The organism is Cutibacterium avidum 44067, assembly GCF_000367205.1.
In the GTDB taxonomy this organism is placed as follows: Bacteria; Actinomycetota; Actinomycetes; order Propionibacteriales; family Propionibacteriaceae; genus Cutibacterium; species Cutibacterium avidum.
Genome location: NC_021064.1, coordinates 1,694,830 through 1,718,088, shown reverse-complemented (window position 1 = coordinate 1,718,088; position 23,259 = coordinate 1,694,830). Strand labels below are relative to the sequence as shown.

At 62.6% G+C, this 23,259-nt stretch carries 19 protein-coding genes, 2 pseudogenes and 1 riboswitch; of the genes and pseudogenes, 17 read left to right on the top strand and 4 right to left on the bottom strand.

The genetic code is table 11. The annotated features are described in order from the left end of the window. Nucleotides 1–202 precede the first annotated feature (202 nt). The 5 genes from PALO_RS07855 (at nt 203) to PALO_RS07835 (ending at nt 5,793) form a co-directional block, all read left to right on the top strand. A complete protein-coding gene (locus PALO_RS07855; protein ID WP_015583117.1) occupies nt 203–1,684 on the top strand; it encodes a basic amino acid/polyamine antiporter in 1,482 nt (493 codons plus the stop codon). Between the two features lie 151 nt (nt 1,685–1,835). Beyond that, nucleotides 1,836–3,080 (top strand): arginine deiminase, encoded by a 1,245-nt coding sequence (locus PALO_RS07850; RefSeq protein ID WP_015583116.1) that lies wholly within the window; start codon nt 1,836–1,838, stop codon nt 3,078–3,080. 66 nt (nt 3,081–3,146) lie between these two features. Beyond that, nucleotides 3,147–4,151, top strand: a complete 1,005-nt coding sequence (locus PALO_RS07845) for an ornithine carbamoyltransferase (protein ID WP_015582000.1) — start codon at nt 3,147–3,149, stop codon at nt 4,149–4,151. Nucleotides 4,152–4,175: 24 nt separating this feature from the next. Then, nucleotides 4,176–5,081 (top strand): carbamate kinase, encoded by a 906-nt coding sequence (arcC, locus tag PALO_RS07840; RefSeq protein WP_015583115.1) that lies wholly within the window; start codon nt 4,176–4,178, stop codon nt 5,079–5,081. 115 nt (nt 5,082–5,196) lie between these two features. Beyond that, nucleotides 5,197–5,793 (top strand): arginine repressor, encoded by a 597-nt coding sequence (locus tag PALO_RS07835; RefSeq protein WP_373430835.1) that lies wholly within the window; start codon nt 5,197–5,199, stop codon nt 5,791–5,793. On the opposite strand, the gene PALO_RS07830 is transcribed toward PALO_RS07835, so the two are convergent. Next, nucleotides 5,780–6,418: an HAD-IA family hydrolase gene (locus tag PALO_RS07830; RefSeq protein WP_023032463.1), complete on the bottom strand. Its 639-nt coding sequence runs from the start codon at nt 6,416–6,418 to the stop codon at nt 5,780–5,782. The two genes, PALO_RS07835 and PALO_RS07830, sit on opposite strands and share 14 nt — an antisense overlap. Before the next feature lie 75 nt (nt 6,419–6,493). Between PALO_RS07830 and PALO_RS07825 the strand changes: the two genes are divergently transcribed. The 6 genes from PALO_RS07825 to PALO_RS07800 all read left to right on the top strand — a co-directional run bounded on the left by PALO_RS07825 (nt 6,494) and on the right by PALO_RS07800 (nt 12,128). Continuing rightward, nucleotides 6,494–7,156, top strand: a complete 663-nt coding sequence (locus PALO_RS07825) for a peptidyl-tRNA hydrolase (RefSeq protein ID WP_015583112.1) — start codon at nt 6,494–6,496, stop codon at nt 7,154–7,156. A gap of 23 nt (nt 7,157–7,179) precedes the next feature. Continuing rightward, a complete protein-coding gene (locus tag PALO_RS07820) occupies nt 7,180–7,698 on the top strand; it encodes a glycine cleavage system transcriptional repressor (protein WP_004811972.1) in 519 nt (172 codons plus the stop codon). A 24-nt stretch (nt 7,699–7,722) separates the two neighbouring features. After that, the gene (locus tag PALO_RS07815; protein ID WP_015583111.1) at nt 7,723–8,688 is read left to right on the top strand and encodes an aldo/keto reductase; all 966 of its coding nucleotides are present in this window, start codon (nt 7,723–7,725) and stop codon (nt 8,686–8,688) included. 51 nt (nt 8,689–8,739) lie between these two features. Continuing rightward, nucleotides 8,740–9,243, top strand: a complete 504-nt coding sequence (tpx, locus tag PALO_RS07810; RefSeq protein WP_004811970.1) for a thiol peroxidase — start codon at nt 8,740–8,742, stop codon at nt 9,241–9,243. Nucleotides 9,244–9,399: 156 nt separating this feature from the next. After that, nucleotides 9,400–10,839 (top strand): amino acid permease, encoded by a 1,440-nt coding sequence (locus PALO_RS07805; protein WP_015583110.1) that lies wholly within the window; start codon nt 9,400–9,402, stop codon nt 10,837–10,839. Between the two features lie 53 nt (nt 10,840–10,892). Beyond that, nucleotides 10,893–12,128, top strand: a complete 1,236-nt coding sequence (locus PALO_RS07800) for an alpha-amylase family protein (protein WP_015583109.1) — start codon at nt 10,893–10,895, stop codon at nt 12,126–12,128. Nucleotides 12,129–12,131: 3 nt separating this feature from the next. Here the strand turns inward: PALO_RS07800 and PALO_RS07795 are convergent, their stop codons facing one another. Then, nucleotides 12,132–13,298 carry a nucleotide sugar dehydrogenase gene (locus tag PALO_RS07795; protein WP_015583108.1) on the bottom strand — a complete coding sequence of 389 codons (1,167 nt, stop codon included), beginning with the start codon at nt 13,296–13,298 and terminating at the stop codon, nt 12,132–12,134. A 66-nt stretch (nt 13,299–13,364) separates the two neighbouring features. Further along, nucleotides 13,365–14,645, bottom strand: a complete 1,281-nt coding sequence (locus PALO_RS07790; protein ID WP_015583107.1) for a tyrosine-protein kinase domain-containing protein — start codon at nt 14,643–14,645, stop codon at nt 13,365–13,367. Between PALO_RS07790 and PALO_RS12905 the strand changes: the two are divergent. Both PALO_RS12905 and PALO_RS12900 read left to right on the top strand, forming a co-directional pair. Then, a pseudogene (locus tag PALO_RS12905) lies at nt 14,611–14,892 on the top strand (transposase family protein); the annotation flags it as partial. The gene PALO_RS07790 and the pseudogene PALO_RS12905 sit on opposite strands and share 35 nt — an antisense overlap. A gap of 73 nt (nt 14,893–14,965) precedes the next feature. Then, nucleotides 14,966–15,616, top strand: a pseudogene (locus PALO_RS12900) (ISAs1 family transposase). Nucleotides 15,617–15,730: 114 nt separating this feature from the next. Here the strand turns inward: PALO_RS12900 and PALO_RS07775 are convergent. Then, nucleotides 15,731–16,213, bottom strand: a complete 483-nt coding sequence (locus PALO_RS07775) for a hypothetical protein (protein ID WP_015583104.1) — start codon at nt 16,211–16,213, stop codon at nt 15,731–15,733. A gap of 231 nt (nt 16,214–16,444) precedes the next feature. Between PALO_RS07775 and PALO_RS07770 the strand changes: the two genes are divergently transcribed. The 4 genes from PALO_RS07770 to meaB all read left to right on the top strand — a co-directional run bounded on the left by PALO_RS07770 (nt 16,445) and on the right by meaB (nt 23,101). Continuing rightward, complete coding sequence (locus PALO_RS07770) at nt 16,445–17,407, top strand: alpha/beta fold hydrolase (RefSeq protein WP_015583103.1); 963 nt, start codon at nt 16,445–16,447, stop codon at nt 17,405–17,407. Nucleotides 17,408–17,477: 70 nt separating this feature from the next. Continuing rightward, nucleotides 17,478–17,729: riboswitch (cobalamin riboswitch) on the top strand. A gap of 80 nt (nt 17,730–17,809) precedes the next feature. Next, on the top strand, nt 17,810–19,720 hold the full coding sequence (mutA, locus tag PALO_RS07760; protein ID WP_015583101.1) for a methylmalonyl-CoA mutase small subunit: 1,911 nt from the start codon (nt 17,810–17,812) through the stop codon (nt 19,718–19,720). Next, nucleotides 19,717–21,906, top strand: coding sequence for a methylmalonyl-CoA mutase (gene scpA / locus PALO_RS07755; protein WP_015583100.1), 2,190 nt, complete (start codon nt 19,717–19,719; stop codon nt 21,904–21,906). Before mutA ends, scpA begins: the two co-directional genes overlap by 4 nt. Nucleotides 21,907–22,054: 148 nt before the next feature. Beyond that, nucleotides 22,055–23,101 (top strand): methylmalonyl Co-A mutase-associated GTPase MeaB, encoded by a 1,047-nt coding sequence (gene meaB, locus PALO_RS07750; RefSeq protein ID WP_036901685.1) that lies wholly within the window; start codon nt 22,055–22,057, stop codon nt 23,099–23,101. The last annotated feature ends 158 nt before the right edge of the window (nt 23,102–23,259 follow it).

Below are 23,259 nucleotides of genomic sequence, written 5' to 3'. Positions count from 1 at the left end.
GGATTGGCTGACCGCGAAAATGGGTAAATATACTTATCCGTGTCTGAATAGTCATTCAATGGCGGTGAATGTCGTATAGTGATGTCAATTCGTTGATGGTTGACGGCGTTGTGGATCCTCTTTACTCTTCATTTATGGCCAGACGGTTCGCCCGCTGGCTGTCGCAACAATGATGATGTGGCGAAAGATGATGGAGGATAAAATGGCTGCGCAAGTCGCTGACGCGGCGGGCGAGAGAACTCCTGTAGAGGGCGGTGGCGATGTTGAAAAGCTGTCCCTTCCTGCGATGTTGGCACTTGTCGTTGGCTCCATGATTGGAGGAGGGATCTTCTCTCTTCCTCAGAACATTGCCGCTGCCGCGAGTCCAGGGGCGATGATCATTGGCTGGATCATTACCGGGATGGGTATGATCTGCCTGGCGATGGTCTACCAGAAACTGGCGGTTCGTCGCCCGGATCTTGACAATGGCATCTATGCTTACGCCAAGGCGGGTTTCGGTGATTTCGTGGGGTTTAACTCTGCGTGGGGCTATTGGCTTTCCGCCCTTATTGGCAACGTCGGATATCTGGTGCTGCTCTTCTCGACCATTGGCAAGTTTGTGCCGGCCTTCTCGGGCGGGAACACTGTCTGGGCGATATTGGGGGCTTCGGTTCTGCTGTGGCTGACCCATGCTCTCGTCCTCTCTGGTATTCGTACCGCTGCTTTCGTCAACACGATCACCACGATCGCCAAGATTGTTCCGTTGGTGACGTTCATCGCTGTTTGCGCGGTCGCCTTCGATGTGGGCGTGTTCAGCGAGGACTTCTGGGGAACCAAATTGGGTCTGGGAGGTGTCCTCAGTCAGACCAAGAGCATGATGCTCGTCACGGTGTGGGTCTTCATCGGGATTGAAGGAGCCTCGATCTATTCGAAGCGGGCCCGCAAGCGTTCCGATGTCGGCAAGGCGACGATCGTTGGCTTCCTCACGGTGTTGCTCCTCTTGATCGGCGTCAATCTGTTGAGCATGGGAATCATGCGTCGGGCCACGCTGGCTGGGCTCCCCGACACCTCGATGGCTGATGTCCTGTCATCGGTCGTGGGGCCGTGGGGTTCGATCTTCGTCAGTGTGGGCGTCATCATCTCGCTCCTTGGAGCTCTGCTTGCATGGATTCTGCTGTGTGGCGAGACCATGCAGGTGCCGGGCGAGGACGGCACAATGCCGAGACTGTTCGGGCGGATCAACAAGCGCGGGGCTCCGGCTCCTGCCCTGTGGATCACCAACGTCATCTCCCAGGTCTGTCTGCTGCTGACGGTGATGTGGGAGGGGGCTTACCTTGCCATGGCAACCTTGGCTGCCGCCCTGATTCTGGTGCCCTACCTGTTGTCTGCCGCATTTGCCCTCAAACTCGTAATCACAGGTGAGACGTACGAGAACGGCTCACGATCCCGTCGGGGCCGCGATGCCGTGGTGACAGGTATAGCGACGTTGTATGGCATATGGCTTGTCGTCGCCGCCGGAGCCGATGCCCTCATGCTTGCTGCCCTGCTTTACCTCCCGGGGGCCGCAGTGTTCATCTGGGCCAAGAAGGAGCAGAGAGCACTACGGATGTTCAAACCCTACGAGATGGTCATCCTCGTCTTGCTGGTTGCGGTTTCGATTATGGCCATAATCTTCATTGTCACCGGACGATTGTCCTTGACTTAGGGATGGTGTCCAGCTCGAACGATCATATGTGAATTGTCCAAAAGTTTTGAAATGGAAAAGTTGGATGGCAATCCTGCGATGTTGTGCTGATTGTCCCAAGCTGATTGTCCCAAGTGGGAGGACGTGGTCCTCCGTCGTGAAAGGTTGATCAATGACGACTCCAATTGGTGCGTGGTCCGAGGTTGGTAAGCTTCGTGAGGTCATGGTGTGCGAGCCTCGGCTTGCTCATCGTCGACTCACTCCGAGCAATTGTCGTGAGCTGCTCTTTGATGACGTCCTGTGGGTTGAGAAGGCCCAAGAAGATCATCAGAACTTCGTCGCCAAGATGCAGGAGCGTGGCGTCGTCGTTCACGAGATGCACACCCTGTTGTCCGAGGTGCTCGACATCCCTGAGGGGCGCTCGTGGGTGCTTGATCGCAAGCTGTCCCCCAATGCCGTGGGGATGGGCGTCGACAGGGACGTTCGTGACTGGTTCGATGACATGCCCTCCGACCTCTTGGCTGAACATCTCATCGGCGGAGTCGTGTACGGGGAAGTTCCCGCCGAAAGGCGCACGCATGTCCTGGGGGCGCTCATCAAGGCCCATGACGAGAACCAGTTTCTGATCCCGCCGTTGCCCAACACCCAGTTCACTCGTGACACCACGGCATGGATCTTCGGTGGCGTTACACTCAACCCGATGCGTTGGCCGGCGCGTCAACACGAGACCGTCCTGGCCAGCGCCATCTACAACCATCACCCCGCCTTCACCACCCGCGACTTCGAGGTCTGGTACGGCTGTGCCGAGGGCGATCACGGTATGTCCACCCTCGAGGGCGGGGACATAATGCCTATCGGCAATGGCACCGTCCTCATCGGAATGGGTGAGAGGTCCTCCTGGCAGGCGATCACCCAGGTGGCTCGTTCTCTGTTCGCCCATCACGCCGCACGCAAGGTTGTCGTTGCAGCCATGGCCCCGGATCGTGCCTCCATGCACCTCGATACGGTGTTCAGTTTCTGTGACACCGATCTGGTGACCCTCTACAAGCCAGTCGTCGATACGATCACCTCATTGGTGCTGGAGCCGAGTGCTCAGGAAGCGTGTTTCTCGGTGCGCGTCGACGACCGTCACTTCACTGCTGTCGTTGCCGACTGCCTCGGTCTGGATGGTTTGCGTACCGTCGAGACAGGTGGTGACTGCTGGGAGGCCCAACGTGAGCAGTGGGACGACGGCAACAACGTGGTGGCCCTCGAGCCTGGCGTCGTCATCGGCTACGACCGCAACACCGAGACTAACGCGCGCCTCTCCAAGGCCGGTGTGGAGGTCATCGAGATCCAGGCTGCCGAACTGGGGCGCGGACGTGGCGGCGGCCACTGCATGACCTGCCCGATCACTCGTGATCCGGTGGATTACTGAACTGTTTTCGGACGAGAACGCAAGAGACGCGTCCAACGGGACGCACCATGAAAGGAGAATCACATTATGGCTTTCAATTTGAAGAGTCGTCATTTGTTGTCGCTGGCGCATCACAGTACCGAGGAGATTGAATTCCTTGTCCGGCTTGCTGCGCGGCTTAAGGAGGCCAAGTATTCCGGGGTCGAGCGGCCTATGCTTGAGGGGAGGAACATTGCTTTGATCTTTGAGAAGGCGTCGACGCGGACTCGGTGTGCGTTTGAGGTGGCGGCCCATGATCAGGGTGCGCATGTGACGTATCTCGGCCCTAGCGGATCCCACATCGGTCACAAGGAGTCCATGAAGGACACTGCTCGAGTGTTGGGGCGCATGTATGACGGCATCGAGTACCGCGGATTCCACCAGTCGGTTGTGGAGGAGTTGGCCGAGTATGCTGGCGTCCCGGTTTTCAATGGCCTGACCGACGAGTTCCACCCTACTCAGATGCTCGCCGATGCCTTGACGATGCTGGAGCACGCTCACAAGCCCTTCCATCAGATCACGTTCGCCTACGTCGGCGACGGCCGCAACAACATGGGCCGTTCCCTGCTGTTGCTGGGTGCCAAGCTCGGCATGGACGTCAGGATTGGGGCTCCGGAGGGCCTGCAGCCCGAGGCCGAACTCGTCGAGCAGTGCCGGAAGTGGGCTGAAGAGTCTGGCGGCAAGGTGCTCGTCACGGCATCTGCTGAGGAAGCCGTCCGCGACGTCGACTTCATTCACACGGATGTGTGGGTGTCGATGGGCGAGCCGGTGGACAGTTGGGGAGAGCGGATCGACACCCTCATGCCGTTCCAGATCAACGATGACCTCGTCGCGGCTGCCAACAACCCGCGCGTCAAGGTCATGCACTGCCTGCCCGCCTTCCATAACAGTGAGACGACGGTGGGCGCCGAAATCGCCGAGACCTACCCGCAGTTGGCTAATGGTATTGAGGTCACCGAGTCGGTGTTCGAGTCCCCGGCGTGCATTGCTTTTGATCAGGCTGAGAATCGTATGCACACCATCAAGGCGGTCATGGTCGCGTCCTTGGCCTGACGGTAGTGACTGGAGGGAAGATCAATGAGAGTTTTGGTTGCATTGGGCGGCAACGCTCTGCTGCGACGCGGTCAACCGATGACGGCGGGGAATCAGCGTGCCAATGTGAGGATCGCGGCTGAGCGGATCAAGGAGGTCGCCGTTGACCATCAAGTTGTTGTGGCCCACGGTAATGGTCCGCAGGTGGGTCTGCTGGCCTTGCAGTCGACGGCGTACGAGGAAGTCGGCATCTATCCGCTGGATGTGTTGGGGGCTGAGTCCCAGGCCATGATCGGCTACATGATCGAGCAGGAGCTGGGTAATGTCATGCCCAAGGAGCAGCAGATCGTCACCATGATCACGATGACGGTCGTTGACGCTGATGATCCTGCCTTCGACAATCCTACCAAGCCGATCGGCCCGGTCTACGACAAGAAGACCGCAGAGAGGTTGGCTGTCGAGAAGGGGTGGTCCATCGCCGCTGACGGTGAGTACTACCGCCGGGTGGTGGCTTCGCCGCAGCCTCGCAACATCGTCGAGCAGAAGGCCATCCGTCAACTGGTCGACTCCGGTGTCCTCGTCGTGTGTGCTGGTGGCGGTGGCGTCCCGTGCGTGTTCGACGACGAGGGCAGCCTTCATGGTGTTGAGGCTGTTATCGACAAGGACTTGGCGTCGGCTGAGTTGGCGGTGCGGGCTGGGGCTGATCTTCTGGTCATCGCCACGGACGTTGATGGTGTCTACCAGGGCTGGGGCACTCCTGGCCAGGCGTTCATTAAGGAGATGCGCGCCGAGGATGCCCTTAACGCGGAGTTCGCGGCAGGGTCCATGGGTCCGAAGGTTCGGGCAGCATGCAACTTCGCCCTGGCGACCGGGAAACGTGCCGTCATTGGTTCCCTTGAGGACATTCGCGGTCTTGTTGACGGCACCTGCGGCACGGCGATCGTTCGCTGAGTTCTTCCCCGATGGGCCCGCCAGCATGGTGGCATACTGGGATTAAAGCCGTTGACGTGGTTACGGTTTTCTGGCGGGGTTTGGCATGGGACGAGATGAGCATTGGGCCGGCGATGTGTGTAAGGAGGCGGTATTGTTGACCAGTGGTGATAACACAGCGGTTCCCGCGTCCCGGACGGCACGACTGTCTCGCATCAGAGCTTTGATCCGGTCTGAGCAAATCTCGTCCCAGGCCGAGTTGGCGCGCAGACTGGCCGGTGAGGGAATTGTTGTCAGCCAGGGCACGCTGTCCCGCGATCTGAAGGATGCGGGTGCGGTACGGGGCCGAGATCATCTGGGGAATTTCCAGTACAGCATTCCCGAGGGTGAGCATCCGTCCGACGTGACGACGGGACTGCCGGCATGGAATCATCTCGCCAAAATATGCCATACGTTGTGTACCGAGGTGAGCTGCAACGACGGTGCAGTAGTCGTCAAGACGCCGCCCGGGGCGGCTCAGTACTTGGGTTCTGCCATCGACACATCGGGTAGTTCTGCCATTCTCGGCACGGTTGCCGGTGACGACACCGTCCTCATTCTGTGCAAGTCGGGTGCGTGGGGCCCGGATCTCGCCAGAGCGTTCCGTCAGATGGCGGAGACGGGGCTCCCTGCTGAAGGGCTGCTCGCGGCTGAGCCAGATTCCTCTCGCTGGGGCACTTCTACAGCCAGTTGAGCAACTCTGTCAGTTTGGTGATGGTGTTTGCACGGGGTGTATCGGACAGCAGGAGCCCTTCAATTCCTGCGGCTCGCGCGGCGTCGATGTCGATGGGACGGTCGCCTACTGCGATGACCTCGGACGGATCCAGCCCATGACGCTCCATGAGTACCAGATTCATCTGGGGGTCAGGTTTGCGAGCGAAACCATCAGGGGCGCACACGAGGTCGTCCACCTGTACTCCCAGGGCGTGGAAGAGGTTCTCGGCGCTGGCGCGATCACGATGGGTGGCGACGAGGTTGAGGCCACCACCGCGCCGCACGGCCGCCATGACCTCCGCTGCTCCAGCCATCAGCGGAGCGGGATCGTGCGCCCACTTCTTCTTCAACAAGGTGTAGGCGTCGTCGAGCAGTCCGGAAGAGACGTCATATTGTTTCGCCAAGACCTCGATGGCGTGAGCTATCGACTCCGACCTCAGATGCGCGACTTCGTAGAGCTGCTGCTCGGTCGGTTCAGGCCACACGGCCTCTGCGAGGGTCTGATCGACCTCCGGGTAGGTGTCAACCAGCGTTCCGCCCATGTCCCAGATAATGCTCCGCACGTCGTCGAGTCTTGCAGATGCGCGGCGGTCGCAGCGAACCATCCTCGCGTCTCGTCGGGGCAGGCGGGTAGCCTGCCCCGAGTGACCACACCCGACCGCGAACCTGACCCTTGGGCTATGCAGCTGGTATTGCTTCGTGACAAACGTTTTCCGGCGCGCGAAGTGGATGCCTGCGAGGCGGCTGCCCGCGCCGTCGTCTCTCTCCTTGACGACCCTCGGACGGCACCAGGCGGCCCGTGGCACGACGCCGTCCAGCAATGGTCCGACAAGCGCATCCGTAAGATCGTCCGGCGAGCTTCCGGGAAGAGATGGGACGACGCCCAGGCCCTCGACGGCGTCACCGTCAGTCAGTATCCACCGGCCGATGCCGCTCCCGGAACCGGGCCGGCAATGGTTCGGGCCTTCGTTCCGGCCCCTGTCCATCCGCAGCCCAAACAGATCGACAAGCTGCAGGTCGCCGGCACGAATCTGCCCGCAGACGGCCAGTCCGCCACCTCGGATTCCGTCGTCACCATCGAGATCAATCCCCGCACCAACATGACGACCGGCAAGGCCTGCGCCCAATGCGGCCATGCCGCCCAGCTCGCCCACGAGGCCATGAGCACCGGCACTGACGATGACCGACGAGCGCTGGAGAACTGGCGTCGAGACGGCTTCCGTGTTCGCGTCGTCACCCCGACCGTCGCGCACTGGGATGCCGACATCGCTCGAGTGAGGGTCGTCGATGCCGGGTTCACGGAATTTGATGGCCCCACCGCGACCACCCGGGCACGGTGGTGACCCGGGTCACGTAGACTCGTGCCATGTCTCAGCTCTTGCTCACCGCGGTCGGCGCGGATCGCGCCGGACTCGTCTCCGACTTGTCCGGAATCATTGCCAGTCACGGCGCGAACTGGCTTGACAGTCGCATGGCACGGCTTGCCGGTGCCTTCGCCGGAATCGTCCTCGTCGGCATCGAGGACTTCAAGGTCGAGGCTCTCAAGGACGATCTCGGAACCCTCGAGGCCAAGGGGCTGCGGGTCACCGTCACCGACACGACCGCACAGGATGACGAGGACGAGGCCGTCCTCGTGGTCCACCTCGTTGGCCACGACCATCCCGGCATCATCCACAGGGTGACGGTCACCATGGCCCGTCTCGGTGTCACCATCGACGACTTGTCCACCGGCCTACGCGAGGCTCCGATGGGTGACGGCATCCTCTTCGAGGCCGAGGTGCAGTGCCGGATCACGAACGCGACGACCCTTGAGGATCTACGCTCGGAACTGGAATCCATTGCCACCGAGATCATGGTCGACATCGATCTGGTCGACCGTTCCTGATCCCGGGGCCGACGAGGAGGCCTCATGACGCGCATCCCTGGCACCGATCTGGACATCAGGCCGCTGGTGTTGGGAGCCAATACCTTCGGCTGGACTGCCGACGAGCACGACTCCCACGCCATCCTGGACGCCTTCCTCGGCGCCGGGGGATCGCTGGTCGACACCGCTGACGGCTATTCCCACTGGGCCGAGGGGAATGTGGGCGGTGAATCGGAGACGATCATCGGATCATGGCTCGAGAAGGGCGGCCGTCGCGACGACATCCTCATCGCGACGAAGGTGGCCACCCACCCCGAGTTCAGGGGGCTGTCCGCTGAGAACATCTCGGCTGCTGTCGATGCCTCCCTGGCACGGCTCCACACCGACCACATCGATCTCTACTACGCCCATTACGACGACAACCAGCAGATCGAGGACATGGCCGTAGCTTTCGACAAGCTCGTCAAGGCAGGCAAGGTGCGTTGGGTCGGTCTGTCGAACTTCTCGGCGACCCGGGAGCAGAAGTGGCTCGAGGTGGCCGAGCACGAGGGGCTGGCGAGTCCGATCGCCCTGCAGCCTCAGTACAACCTGCTGCACCGCGCCGACGTCGAGGATCCCCAGGGGTACGGCCAGCTGGCCAGTGAGTACAACCTGGCCCTCTTCCCGTACTTCTCGCTGGCATCGGGCTTCCTGACCGGCAAGTACGCCACCCGTGACGACCTCCATGGTGTTGCCAGGGAATCGATGATGGCGGCGTACCTGCCTGACGACGAGCACGAAAAGGCGGCCTTCACGGTTCTCGACCAGCTGAGGGAGATCGCCGATGACCACGGTGTCGAGGTGACGTCGGTCTCGCTGGCGTGGCTGATGGCCAAGGGTGTCACTGCACCGATCGCCTCGGCGCGCACCGTGGATCAGCTCGGTCCGCTGCTCGCCGCCACCGATCTGACCTTGTCCCATGACGAGGTGCGTGCCCTGGACGCGGCTTCGAAGCTGTTCACTCGCGACTGAAAGCCGACCAGATCCTCGTGGTTGGAGGCTGTATCCGCATAAAGTGTGAATATGGCCACTACTGCTTTCAAGGGACAAACCGTCAACACCGTCGCCGACCTGCCCCAGGTTGGATCCGATCTTCCGTCATTCACCCTCGTCAAGACCGATCTGTCGGAGCTGACCAGCGACGAGCTCAAGGGTGAGAAGCTCGTCCTCAACATCTTCCCGAGCCTCGACACCGGTGTCTGCGCGAAGAGCGTGCGCACCTTCAACGAGAAGGCTGCCGGACTCGACGACACCACCGTACTGTGCGTTTCCCGTGACCTTCCCTTCGCTCAGGCCCGCTTCTGCGGCGCCGAGGGCATCGAGAACGTCGTCGTCGCCTCGGCCTTCCGCTCCCACTTCGGCAAGGATCTCGGCGTCACCCTCGCCGACGGCCCGATGCAGCACCTGCTGGCTCGCGCCGTCATCGTCGTGGACGCCGAGGGCAAGGTGACCTACACCCAGTTGGTCGACGAGATCACCACCGAGCCCGACTACGACGCTGCTCTCGAGGCCGTCAAGAAGGCCTGATTCACAGCGCATTCCAGGGGCGTTCCGACGACATGCCGGGGCGCCCCTGCCTTCTGCCCTGGTTGACATACGGGGTATGGGCGAGGGGTGTCCTGGGACGGTAGAGTGACCAGAACCGCGTCCAGAAGGGCGGGGCGCTCCTATCTGAGGACCACCATGGACGGCGAATTGAAGCGCGGGCTCTCCTCGCGCCACATGAACATGATCGCGATCGGCGGTGCCATCGGGACCGGCCTCTTCGTGGCATCCGGCGCCACCATCTCCCAGGCCGGACCAGGCGGAGCCCTGGTGGCCTACCTGGCCATGGGACTCATGGTCTTCCTGCTCATGCAGTCCCTGGGGGAGATGAGCTCCTATCTCCCGGTACCGGGGGCCTTCGAAACCTACGCGACCAGATTCGTCTCCCCGTCCTTCGGCTTCGCGCTGGGCTGGAATTATTGGTTCAACTGGGCCATCACGGTGGCCGCTGAGCTCGCTGCCGCCTCGATCGTCATGGCCTACTGGTGGCCAAGTGTGCCGTCATGGATATGGTCAGCCGGATTCCTGGCCCTACTGTTCTTGCTGAACGTGTTGTCCGCGCGGGCCTATGGCGAGGGAGAGTTCTGGTTCGCCATCATCAAGGTGGCTGCCGTCCTCGTCTTCCTGGTCCTCGGCATCCTCATGATCGCTGGCATCATGGGCAGCTCCCCGGGGGTCTCCAACTGGCATCACGGCGATGCTCCCTTCGTCAAAGGCTTCGGCGGCATCATGACGGTCTTCCTCATCGCCGGATTCTCATTCCAGGGCACCGAGCTCATCGGCATCGCGGCGGGGGAGTCGAAGGATCCTGACACGGCCATTCCCAAGGCCACCAAGCAGATCTTCTGGCGGATCATGATCTTCTACATCGGCGCCATCGCGGTCATCGGGCTGTTGTTGCCCTACACGGACCCGAACCTGCTTGCTGGCGAGGTGACCGACGTCGCCGTCAGTCCCTTCACCCTGGTCCTGAGGCGAGCCGGAGTGGCCGCGGCCGCAGCCGTCATGAATGCCGTCATCCTCACCTCGGTGCTCTCAGCCGGCAACTCAGGTCTCTACGCGTCCACCCGGATGCTCTACGCCCTCGCGCGGGAGGGCAAGGCCCCCAGCATCCTCGGCACCACCAACCGACGCGGTGTCCCGGTGCCGGCACTCATCGTCACCACCCTCGTCGGTGCAGCCTGCTTCGCCGCGTCCTTGGTCGGTTCTGGCCAGGCCTACACCTGGTTGGTCAACATCTCCGGACTGTGTGGGTTCATCGCCTGGATCGGCATTGCGATATGTCACATCCAGTTCAGGCGCGCCTTCCTGACACAGGGGCATGATTTGTCCGAATTGCCATATCGGGCGCGCTGGTACCCGGCCGGGCCAATCGTGGCCGGCGTCCTGTGCGTCATCGTCACCCTGGGGCAGGGCCGTGACGCCGTTCTCAGCGGTGACGTTACCGGCATGGTCGTCGCGTACATCACCATTCCGGTCTTCCTGGCACTGTGGCTCGGTCACAAACTCGTCACCAAGGCGCCTCGTGCGGACCTTTCTACCGCGGACCTTTCCACCGCAAACCTCGACCACGACTGACATGATGGAAGGGTTGCAGCGGAACGGCTGTGGCGACGGTGAAAGGAGGCATCATGGTTCGACGTCCGGGATGGGTTGATCATCTCATCGGTTGGCACGTCTATCCCCTGGGATTCGTGGGAGCTCCCAAGCGGCTCGAATCCGGCGAGGTCAGCCATCGCCTCGGACATCTGGAGGCCTGGCTTGATCACGCGGTTTCCCTCGGGTGCTCAGGCCTGGCACTGGGGCCGATCTTCGCCTCGGCCAGCCATGGTTACGATACCTTGGACTACTTCGCCGTCGATCCTCGCCTCGGCGACGACACCGACTTCGACCACCTTGTCCATGCCGCTCACTCCCGTGGCCTTTCGGTACTGCTTGACGGGGTGTTCAACCACGTCTCGAGTCGTAACCAGGTCGTGCAGGATGCCCTGGCGGCCGGGCCGGAGACCGATGCCGGACGGATGGTCCGCTGGCGTGACGGTCAGCTCGACGTCTTCGAGGGCCACGGTGACCTCGTCTCCCTCAACCATGACGACCCCGCCGTTCGTGACCTCGTCACCCGGGTCATGAACCACTGGTCCGACCGCGGTGTCGACGGTTGGCGACTCGACGCCGCCTACTCCGTCAATCCGGAGTTCTGGGCTGCGGTCCTGCCTTCGGTGCGTGCGGAGCACCCCGACGTGTGGGTCTTCGGCGAGGTCATCCACGGCGATTATGCAGGAATCGTCAAGGCCTCCGGTATGGACTCGGTGACCCAGTACGAACTGTGGAAGGCAATCTGGTCGTCCATCGAATCCCGTAATTTCTTCGAGCTCGATCACGCTTTGGGGCGTCACAACGAGTTCTCCGATGCCTTCACCCCGATGACCTTCGTCGGCAACCACGACGTCACCCGCATCGCCTCGAAGGTGGGGCAGGATGGTGCGATGGTCGCGACCGCGGTGCTGGCCACCATTGGCGGCGTCCCGCTCATCTACTACGGGGATGAGTTGGCATATCGCGGGATCAAGGAGGAGAGGTTCGGGGGCGACGACGACATCCGTCCGGTGTTCCCGGCCAGCCCGGCGGAGCTGTCCAACCTGGGCGCCGAAACTCTGCGTACTCACCAGGATCTGCTCGGTCTACGGCGACGTCACCCCTGGCTCGTCGACGCCCGTACCGAGTCCCTCGACCTGACCAACGAGCGCTACGTCTACCGCAGTGGTGTCCCCGGGGTGGAGCCCCTCATCGTCGAGCTCGACGTGCGCGACGGATGCTCGGCCCTCATCCGCGAGGCCGGTCAGGTCATCTGGTCCAGCCCGACCTGAGACTCAGTCGCCGCCGAAGAGGTCTCGGGTGTAGACCTTCTCGGCGACGTCAGCCAGCTCGGGGGACATCCGATTGGCGATGATGACGTCGCAGTCAGCCTTGAAGGAGTCAAGGTCTCTGGTGACCTTCGAGCGGAAGAACTCATCCCCCTCGAAGGTTGGCTCGTAGACGACGACCTCGATGCCTTTGGCCTTGATGCGCTTCATGACCCCTTGGATCGAGGAGGAGCGGAAGTTGTCCGAGCCGGCCTTCATAACCAGCCGGAAGATACCCACCCGCTTCGGATTCCTGGCGATGATGTCGGAGGCGATGAAGTCCTTGCGCACCGTGTTGGAGTCGACGATGGCTTGGATGAGGGTCTGGGGGACATCCTGGTAGTTGGCCAGTAGCTGACGGGTGTCCTTGGGCAGACAGTAACCGCCGTAACCGAAGGACGGGTTGTTGTAGTGGTTGCCGATGCGCGGATCCAGGCACACCCCGTCGATGACCTGACGGGTGGACAGCCCACGCTGGGAGGCGTAGGTGTCGAGCTCGTTGAAGAAGGAGACCCGCATCGCCAGGTAGGTGTTGGCGAACAGCTTGATGGCCTCTGCCTCGGTGGCCCCGACGAAGAGTACGGGGATGTCGGTGTCGACGGCCCCGGCAGTCATGAGGTCGGCGAAGAGGTGGGCCTTGGCCGAGTCCGACCCGACGACGATCCGTGACGGATGGACGTTGTCGTAGAGAGCCTTGCCCTCGCGGAGGAACTCAGGGGAGAAGATGACGTCGAGTCCGGGGCGCTCCTTGCGAACCCCCTCGACGAATCCCACCGGAATTGTCGACTTGATGACGATCGTCGCCTCGGGGGCGAGTTCCTGTACCAGGTCGAGGACTCCGTCGACGCTCGAGGTGTCGAAATAATTCTGGTCAGGGTCATAGTTCGTCGGGGTGGCGATGATGACGAAGTCCGCACCCCGGTACGCGTCCTGCGGATCAGTGGTGGCACGCAGGTCCAAGTCGTGGTGAGCCAGGTACTCCGCGATCAGGGGATCGACGATCGTCGTCTGTCCGTTGTTGACCATCGAGACGCGTTCGGCGTCGATGTCGACTGCAACGACACGGTTGTGCTGGGCGAGCAACACTGCATTGGCCATGCCGACATAGCCCAGTCCTGCGACGGCGATTTTCACGGGCACTCCCAGGTAGCTGTGTGCGACGGCGTGAATGCTGGCCGTCGCACATGGACCACCATCATCTTAGACGTGTGCGTTGTGGTGTTTGGAGGTTGCCCGTCGAGGAATGCTCTTACTCCCTGACGTCTCCTGTTTCTGGGGTGTCGGCTGTGAAGCTGTGGCGGGTGATGACGAGTAGTCGCTGTCGTATTTCGTGTATCCGTAGCCGTACGCCGATTCGCCGTATCGCAGATGTGACAGTTTTGAGGAGTCGGCACGGTTCAGGACGATGCCCGAGACCATGCCTCCTGCGTTCTCGATGGAGGAAACTGCGCTTTCAACCTGGTCGACGGTCGTGTGTCCGACCTGGGCCACAACGATGACGGTGTCTGCCAACTGGGAGAGAATCACGGAGTCAGTGACGGGCAGCACTGGCGGGGCATCCACGATGACGACGTGGTCTTGTGCCAAGAACGACAGCAGTTCGGACATGTGCTCCGAACCCAGCAGTTCGGAGGGGTTCGGAGGAGTGTCAGTACAGGGCAAAACACTCAGATCAGTTGTCGGTGTAGTTCGCAGTGCCTGGTCCAGAGGCGCCGCTCCGATGAGGACTTCTGGAAGCCCCAGACCGTCGTCAAGATCGAAGTTTTTCTGCACCTTGGGCCGTCGTAGATCAGCATCGATGAGGATGACGTCGTCTCCTGCGAGGGCCATCACCTTGGCTAGATTCCCCGCCACTGATGACTTTCCCTCACCCATTACTGACGACGTAACAAGAATGACTTTCGATGTGCTGTCAATCAGGGCATAGCGAAGATTCGTGCGAAGCTTCCGGATGGCCTCAGCAGCCTTGAAATCATCGGTCAAGTCAGTCGAAAGGGTTTCGATGGTCGACGACGTGGGGATAGTAGCGAAAATGGGTTTTTCGATACGGTCAGTAATGTCGTCTGTGGTGTGAATGCGGCGATCAGCGAGGTGTCGGATGAGAGCTATGGCGTAGCCCAGGATGATTCCTGCCAAGAGGCCCGCGATAATGTACTTCGCTGGCGAGGGTGCCTTCTTCGCCTGGGAAAGATCAGCAGGGGTCATCATGACCACCTGTACTGGAGAGTTCTTTCCCTCGAGGCTTTTCACCTGCTTGGATGATTCGGAGATGACGGAATTAGCGATATTTCTGGCTATGGTGGTGGCAGGGTCCCGGAAAAGTCGGTAGGAGTGTGCTGTGGCTAGGGGTTGAGTCGGGTCCAGCGTGTTAGATGGGTGGGCGAGGCCGTCCCGGATGGGATGGAAGTAGCCATGCAATCTACCGATCCCGAGGACCCCGCCTGCGATGCCATCTTCCCCCACCGCGCCGCCCAGGACCATTCCTGACACGCCCCTACCTGATGCCCGACTGGCCGATCATCTGTCCAGGGTCCCCGACCCCCGCCAGGCCCGAGGCAAGCGTTACCCCGTGCCGGGGGTGCTTCTGGTCGCTGTCTCGGCGGCGATGGCCGGCTGCCGGGGCTTCACCGCCACCGGCGAGTGGGCAGCCAGACTCACCGACAAGAACCTGAACGAATTCGCGCTGAGATCGGCCCCCGGCGAATCCACCCTGCGGAAACTCGTCGCCCGCATCACCGCCGCCCTGGACGGGCACCTGTGTCTGTACGCCTGGACCCGCACCACCCTCGCCGGCGCGCCACGTGATCGCCGTAGACGGGAAAACGCTACCGGGCTCCCGCTCGGCCACCGAGCGGGCCCGCCACCTGGTCGCCGGCCTCGACCACATGTCGGGGACGGTGATGGCCCCACCGGAGGTCGAGGCCAAGTCCACCGAGATACCGGCGCTGCCCGCCGTGATCAAGGCGCTGGGCGAGCGCGCGGCCGGTGCAGTCATCACCGCCGACGCCCTCCACACTCAGACCGCCAGTGCTACCGCGATCCTCGCCGCCGGTGTCGACTACGTGTTCACCGTCAAATCCAACCAGTCCACCCTGCACAAGAACCTGGCCGGCCAGCCGTAGAAGAAGGTCCCCGCCGGCCACGTCGACGTGGAGAAGGCCCATGGCCGCCTCACCCGGCGCACCCTGAAAGTCCTCCAGGCCCCCACCGGCCTGGGATTCCCCGGCGCCGCGCAGATCGTCCACCGGCGCTGGGTGGCCACCCGGGCCGGGAAGAGGACCACCGAGATCGTCTACCTCATCACCTCGGTCACGCTACCTGAAGGCTCTGCGGCCCGGATCGCGGCCTGGACCCGCGGCCACTGGGGTGTAGAGAACCGGCTCCACTGGGTCCGAGACGTCACGCTCGACGAGGATCGTAGCCAGATCCGCACCGCATCGGCCCCCACGTGATGGCCACGATCAGGAATCTGGCCATCAGTATCCACCACCTAGCCGGGGCCACGAACATCGCGAGAGCCACCCGGCACGCCGCCTGGGACCCACCCGCCACCTGCACACTCCTCCTCACACTCTGACCACACCACCACCACAGAAAGAAAGCACGACTCTTCCGGGGTCCTGGACGAGGAACAAGGATCGGGAGACCGACAGCTTGAACAGATAACTGAAAATTGCCAGAGAACCGAAGGCCCACAGAGTCCCCCGCGCCACGAGCTGATACTCCTGTAATCCCGAACTCAACAGCCGGATTCGATGGCTGTCGTTGGTTGAAAGAATGAGGAGCCACACCAGGCCGAAGACCACTGCCAATGCCGAATAGGTGATGTGCCGGGTGCCGGCAATCGTCTGGCTGTCTGGGCTTGGCCAACGGATATATATCGTTGTGATGAGCGCTACGGCTATCGCCAGCGCGTCAGAGAGGGTAAGTCCGAAACGTATGCGCGTCGGCCAGTGAAGGCGTCCGGCGGCCTTGCGGGCAACTTCGGTACTAATAGCGGTGCCTTTCGAATGTGAGAGCACTCTCAAGCTGAAGTCATTCCGGGCCATTCATATCATGAGACAGTCCCTGGCGAGGTCGCCCCTGCCGGGGTGCGACCATCGCGGATGCTTGGCGGGTTGATCGCCTCTACGGCAAGGCACAATGCAGTGTCAGACTCGTCCGGGCGACGGGTGAGCGCTCCGGTACGTTCTCTCGCGGCCAGGCTGTGTGATAGCCGCGATGAAGACGTCGGTATGGTTGAAACGGTTTTGTCCGGGGTGAGCTGTCTGGGAGGAACTATGGACACCATCACCATCACCGCTGATGACGGAGCCGACGTCGACGTCCTTGTCTGGCGTCCCGAGGCTGCGTCGGGGCGCCCCATCAAGGGCTTGGTGCAGTTCTGCCACGGTATGGCCGAGTACGCGGCTCGCTATGACGAGGTCGCCCGGGTACTTGCAGCCGACGGCTGGCTCGTCGTGGCGAACGACCACCGTGGCCACGGGCCGCGTGCTGCTGCCATAGGAGAACTCGGAACCACGTCTGATCGTGGCTACCACCAGCTGCTCGACGACCTGTCCGCCGTCGCTGACCACTTCATGGCCAAGCTGGAGGGGAAGCCGTGGTTCCTCGTCGGACACTCGATGGGGTCGTTCCTTGCCCGTGTCCTGGCCGTTCGTCGGGGACGCGAGATGGCCGGCCTGGTCATCATCGGCACCGGCTCCTCCCTGGGGCCGTTGAGCACTGTCGCCACCGGGCTGGCCCAGGCCCAGGTGCTCATGGTGGGGGAGGACTCCCGCAGCCCGCTGCTCAACACGCTGTCCTTTGGGTCCTTCAACCGAGCCTTCCTGCCGGCCCGCACCGACTATGACTGGTTGTCCCGAGACGCTCACGTCGTGGACGCCTACAACGACGACCCGCTGTGCGGTTTCGTCTGCACCGCAGCCTTCTACCGCGAACTCGTCCGACTCATCGAACTCGCCAACTCCACCGAGATCTTCCGAGCGACTCCACCGGCACTGCCCATTTTGCTGATGTCGGGCGCCAAGGACCCGGTGGGGGACTCCGGCAGGGGAGTGCGCCAGGTCGCGCGTCAGTTGCGCGACTCGGGCTCGCGTGAGGTGGACCTCGTTCTCTACCCCGGGGCGCGCCACGAGATCCTCAATGAGGTGAACCGTCGACATGTCCACGCCCACCTGCGCGACTGGATTGATGCCGTCGCTGCCCGGCCCCGGACCTTGCAGGTTCGGAAAGCACGGTGAAAGGCCGCTCACGTTCGTTTCGCACAATCGTGCACATGCACCCCCGCTGCGTGAAGGCGATTGTGCGCAGCCTAGTATCGTAGGTGCTGGTGCCGAGGAATCCCATCCGGGGTTTCAAGGCGGTAAGAGGGAATCCGGTGAAACTCCGGAACTGCCCCGCAGCGGTGAGTGGGAACGACATCACCATCGTCGCCCATCTGGTTCTCGGACCGGGTGGACGTCGATCAAGCACTGGGCTTCGGTCTGGGAAGCGGTGACGTAGGACTCGTCGGCAGACGAGGTGCCCATGAGTCCGAATACCTGCCAGAGCGTGTGGTGCACTCCGCGTGTGCCACAGCGTCCGAGGTCTCGAGGGCCGGCCGAGGTCGTCCAACCATCCACAGCGGAGCAGGAGTCTGACGAATGACTGATCCTGACAACCTCGCATCCAAGCCCGTCGAGGACAGGATGCCCGAGGAGTTGAGCCTGGCCGGGGACTTCCCGAAGGTCACCCACGAACAGTGGGAGGACGCGGTCCTCAAAGTCTTGAACCGGGGTCGCCCCGAGGGCAAGGAACTCAACATCGAGCAGGGAATGAAGCGCCTCGAGCCGACCACGGTCGACGGCATCCAGATCGAGCCGATGTACCGGCGTCAGGATGCCTCCGAGAAGCTCGGCGCTCCGGGCGTACCGCCCTTTACCCGCGGCACGACGATCCGTGACGGCAGCATGGACGCGTGGGACGTCCGAGCCCTTCACGAGGATCCCGACGTCGAGTTCACCAAGAAGGCCGTCATCGCTGACCTCGAGCGTGGCGTGACGTCCCTGTGGCTGCGGGTCGGTGCCGACGCCATCAACCCCGAGGACATTGCCGGCGATCTCAAGGACGTGCTGCTGGACCTGGCCAAGGTCGAGGTCTCCAGCCGCGACGACCAGGAGGCTGCCGCCGAGGCCCTCCTCAAGGTCTACGCCGATTCCAAGATCGAGCCCGACAAACTGTCGTTCAACCTCGGTCTGGACCCGATCGGTTTCGCCGCCCTCAACGGTGGCACCCCGGATCTGTCCGGCATGGGCGAGTGGGTCAGGAAGATCGAGAAGTACAAGAACTCCCGCGCCTTCGTCGTTGACGCCACGATCTACCACAACGCTGGTGCCGGCGACGTGCACGAGCTCGCCTGGGCCATCGCCACCGGCGTCGAGTACATCCGCGCTCTCATGGAGCAGGGACTGACCGCCGAGCAGGCGTTCGACGCCATCAACTTCCGGGTGTCCGCCACCCACGACCAGTTCCTGACCATCTGCCGTCTACGCGCCCTGCGCACCCTGTGGAACCGCGTCGGTGAGGTCTTCGAGGTGCCGGCCGCCAAGCGTGGTGCCCGCCAGGAGGCCGTCACCAGCTGGCGTGAGCTGACCCGTGACGATCCCTACGTCAACATCCTGCGAGGCACCATCTCGACCTTCGGTGCTGCTGTCGGTGGTGCCGAGGCCGTCACGACCCTGCCCTTCGACGCCGCCATCGGCCTGCCGAAGAGCGACTTCTCGCGTCGTATCGCCCGCAACACCGGCATCATCCTCGCCGAGGAGTCCAACATTGGTCGCGCTAATGACCCGGCTGGTGGCTCCTTCTACGTCGAGGCCCTGACCAAGAAGCTGGAGGAGGCCGCCTGGGCCGAGTTCCAGGCTGTCGAGGCTGCCGGTGGCATGGCCGCCGCCCTGACCGGCGACCACGTCCGCGCCGAGCTCGACGAGCTGAACGCCGAGCGCGCCAAGCGTCTGGCGACCCGCAAGCAGCCGATCACGGCCGTCAGCGAGTTCCCACTGCTCGACGCCAAGACCGTCGAGACCAAGCCGTACCCCGAAACTGCCGAGCGCAAGGGGCTGGAGTGGCGCCGCGACGCCGAGATCTTCGAGGCCCTCGTTGATCGTTCCGCCACCTGCTCCGAGCGTCCGAAGGTCTTCCTGGCTTGCCTGGGAACCCGTCGTGACTTCGGTCCTCGCGAGGGATTCTCCGCCCCGGTGTGGCACATCGCCGGCATGGAGACCCCGGAGTGCGAGGGAGGCACCACTGAAGAGGTCGTCAAGGCCTTCAAGGAGTCCGGTGCTGAGGTCGCTGATCTGTGTTCGAACGCCAAGACCTACGCGGCCCAGGGCCTCGAGGTCGCCAAGGCCCTCAAGGAGGCTGGCGCCAAGCTGGTCTACCTGTCGGGTGCTTTCAAGGAATTCGGTGATGACGCTGCCGAGGCCGAGAAGGTCATCGACGGGCGCATCTACCTCGGGATGGACGTCGTTGACGTCCTGACCACCACTCTGGACACGTTGGGAGTTGCCAAGTGACCACCCTGCCTCGTTTCGATTCCATCAACCTCGGAGACTCTCCGGTCCCCGCGGACGCGCAGGAGCAGTTCGCCAAGCTGGCCGCCGCCGCTGGTGAGCAGGAGCCCTGGACCACTCCGGAGCAGATTCCGGTTGGCCACCTGTATTCGGAGGACGTCTACGCCGACATGGACTGGCTGGACACCTACGCCGGTCTGCCGCCATTCACTCACGGCCCGTACGCCACCATGTACGCCTTCCGTCCGTGGACGATTCGTCAGTACGCCGGATTCTCCACCGCCAAGGAGTCCAACGCGTTCTACCGCCGTAACCTGGCCGCTGGTCAGAAGGGTCTGTCGGTCGCCTTCGACCTGCCGACCCACCGTGGTTACGACTCCGACAATCCGCGTGTTCCCGGTGACGTCGGCATGGCCGGTGTGGCCGTGGACTCCATCCTGGACATGCGTGAGCTCTTCGCGGGTATTCCGCTGGACCGCATGTCGGTGTCCATGACGATGAACGGCGCCGTGCTGCCGATTCTCGCCCTGTACGTCGTGACCGCCGAGGAGCAGGGCGCCAAGCCCGAGCAGCTCGCCGGAACGATCCAGAACGACATCCTCAAGGAGTTCATGGTTCGTAACACGTACATCTACCCGCCGCTGCCCTCGATGCGGATCATCTCCGACATCTTCGCCTTCACCAGCGCGAACATGCCGAAGTGGAACTCCATCTCCATCTCCGGCTACCACATGCAGGAGGCCGGCGCGACCGCCGACATCGAGATGGCCTACACCCTGGCCGACGGTGTCGACTACATCCGCGCTGGCGAGTCGGTGGGCCTGAAGGTCGACCAGTTCGCACCGCGTCTGTCCTTCTTCTGGGCCATTGGCACCAACTTCTTCATGGAGGTCGCCAAGATGCGCGCGGCCCGCATGCTGTGGGCCAAGCTGGTCAACCAGTTCGGACCGAAGAACCCGAAGTCCATGAGCCTGCGTACCCACTCGCAGACCTCTGGCTGGTCGTTGACCGCTCAGGACGTGTACAACAACGTCATCCGTACCTGCGTGGAGGCCATGGGAGCCACCCAGGGACACACCCAGTCCCTGCACACCAACTCCCTCGACGAGGCCATCGCCCTGCCGACAGACTTCTCCGCTCGTATCGCTCGAAACACCCAGCTGTTCATCCAGCAGGAGTCGGGCACCTGCCGCGTCATCGATCCCTGGAGCGGTTCCGCCTACGTCGAGAAGCTCACCCTCGAGCTGGCTCGCAAGGCCTGGGCCCACATCCAGGAGGTCGAGAAGGCCGGCGGTATGGCCAAGGCCATCGAGAAGGGCATCCCGAAGATGCGTATCGAGGAGGCCGCCGCTCGTACCCAGGCCCGTATCGACTCCGGTCGTCAGCCCCTCATCGGCGTCAACAAGTACCGTCTCGACGAGGAAGAGGATCTCGAGGTCCTCAAGGTCGACAACACCCAGGTGCTCAAGGAGCAGAAGGCCAAGCTCGAGCAGCTTCGCGCCAACCGTGACGAGGAGGCCTGCCAGGCTGCTCTGGAGAAGCTCACCTGGGCTGCTGCCAACCCGGACCCGAGCGATCCCGACCGCAACCTGCTCAAGCTGTGCATCGACGCCGGTCGCGCCAACGCCTCCGTCGGCGAGATGTCCGACGCAATGGAGAAGGTCTTCGGGCGCTACACCGCTCAGATCCGTACCATTGAGGGCGTGTACAGCAAGGCAGCCGGTAGCACCGAGTCGACCAAGAAGGTCCACGACCTCATCAAGAAGTTCGAGGAGAAGGAAGGCCGTCGTCCTCGCATCATGATCGCGAAGATGGGTCAGGACGGTCACGACCGTGGCCAGAAGGTCGTCGCGACCGCCTACGCGGACCTCGGCATGGACGTCGACGTCGGCCCGCTGTTCCAGACCCCTGAGGAGACCGCTCGCCAGGCTGTCGAGGGCGACGTCCACGTCGTCGGTGTCTCCTCGTTGGCCGCCGGACACCTCACCCTGGTGCCGGCCCTGCGCAAGGAACTGGACAAGCTCGGCCGCTCCGACATCATGATCGTTGTCGGTGGCGTCATCCCGACCCAGGACTTCCAGGAGCTCAAGGATGACGGTGCAGCCGCCATCTACCCGCCTGGCACCGTCATCCCGGACGCTGCCATCGAGCTGATGGAGAAGCTCCTCGCCGCTCACAGCGACGACTGAGTCTGGATCGGTCCACGAGACTGAAGGATTGGCCCCTGGAACCCCGCGAGGTTCCAGGGGCCACCGTCATACGGACCTGAAAGCCACTGGGTATGAGCCCTCAGCCATGAACGTTGTCCGTGGGCGGTACGGTAGACGTACCCACCCGATGAAGGAAATGGTGATCATGCCGATCGACGTCCCCGAACTGGTTGAGCAAGTCCTGGCCGGGAGCCGCCAGCACATTGCCAAAGCGCTGACTCTGGTGGAGTCGAGCAAACCGGCACATCGCGAGAAGGCGCGCGAGATGTTGCGCCTGCTGGCTCCTCACACTGGTGACGCCATCCGTGTCGGTATTTCGGGTGTTCCCGGCGCCGGTAAGTCGACCTTCATCAATGCCATGGGCACCAAGCTCATCGACGAGTTCAACTACAAGGTTGCCGTTCTGGCCGTCGATCCGTCATCGACTCGCACCGGCGGTTCGATCCTCGGTGACCGCACCCGCATGGGGGATCTGTGCAACCGTGACGAGGCATTCGTGCGCCCGTCACCCTCCGGCGGTCACCTGGGTGGCGTCGCCCGGGCCACACGCGAGGCCATGATCGTCATGGAGGCAGCTGGTTACAACGTGGTGCTCGTCGAGACCGTCGGTGTCGGACAGTCCGAGGTCGCCGTGGCAGGCATGGTCGACACCTTCCTCATGCTCTCCGTCGCGGGTACCGGCGACCAGCTGCAGGGCATCAAGAAGGGCATCCTGGAACTGGCGGACGTCGTTGCGGTCAACAAGGCCGATGGCGACAATGCCGGCAACGCGCGTGTCTCCGCTCGTGACCTGTCCATCGCCATGAAGCTCGTCTCCTCCGATGCCGACAAGCGGCGTGTTCCGGTGCTGACCTGCTCCTCGTACACCAAGGAGGGGCTCGACGACGTCTGGCAGGCCATCGTCGACCATCGTGCGTACCTCGAGACGGACGGCTCCTTGCAGGTCCGCCGTATCGAGCAGCAGCGTGAGTGGCTGTGGAACATGGTCCGAAACGAGATCCTCGAGTCCTTGGACACCGATCCCTCCGTCCAGCAGGTCGCAGAGCAGATCGAGGCAGGACTGGGTACCGAGGCCACCAACGCCTTGGAAGGCGCCGAGCAGATCCTGCGCGCCTTTGCCCATGCCGTCCCCAGTCTGCCGTGGGCGCAGGGGGAGATGGCCAGCACTTCGTGATTTGAGGTCGCCTCAGAATTGACCGGCCGGGGGTGCCAAGCGCTCCCGGCCTTGTCATGCCCGGGTCGACGGTCCATACCAGGCAAAAGCTAAGACGACTTTGTTTCAGGAAGATTTCTCAGTCATCATGTGAGAGTTTCCAGGTCGTGGCCGGGAAG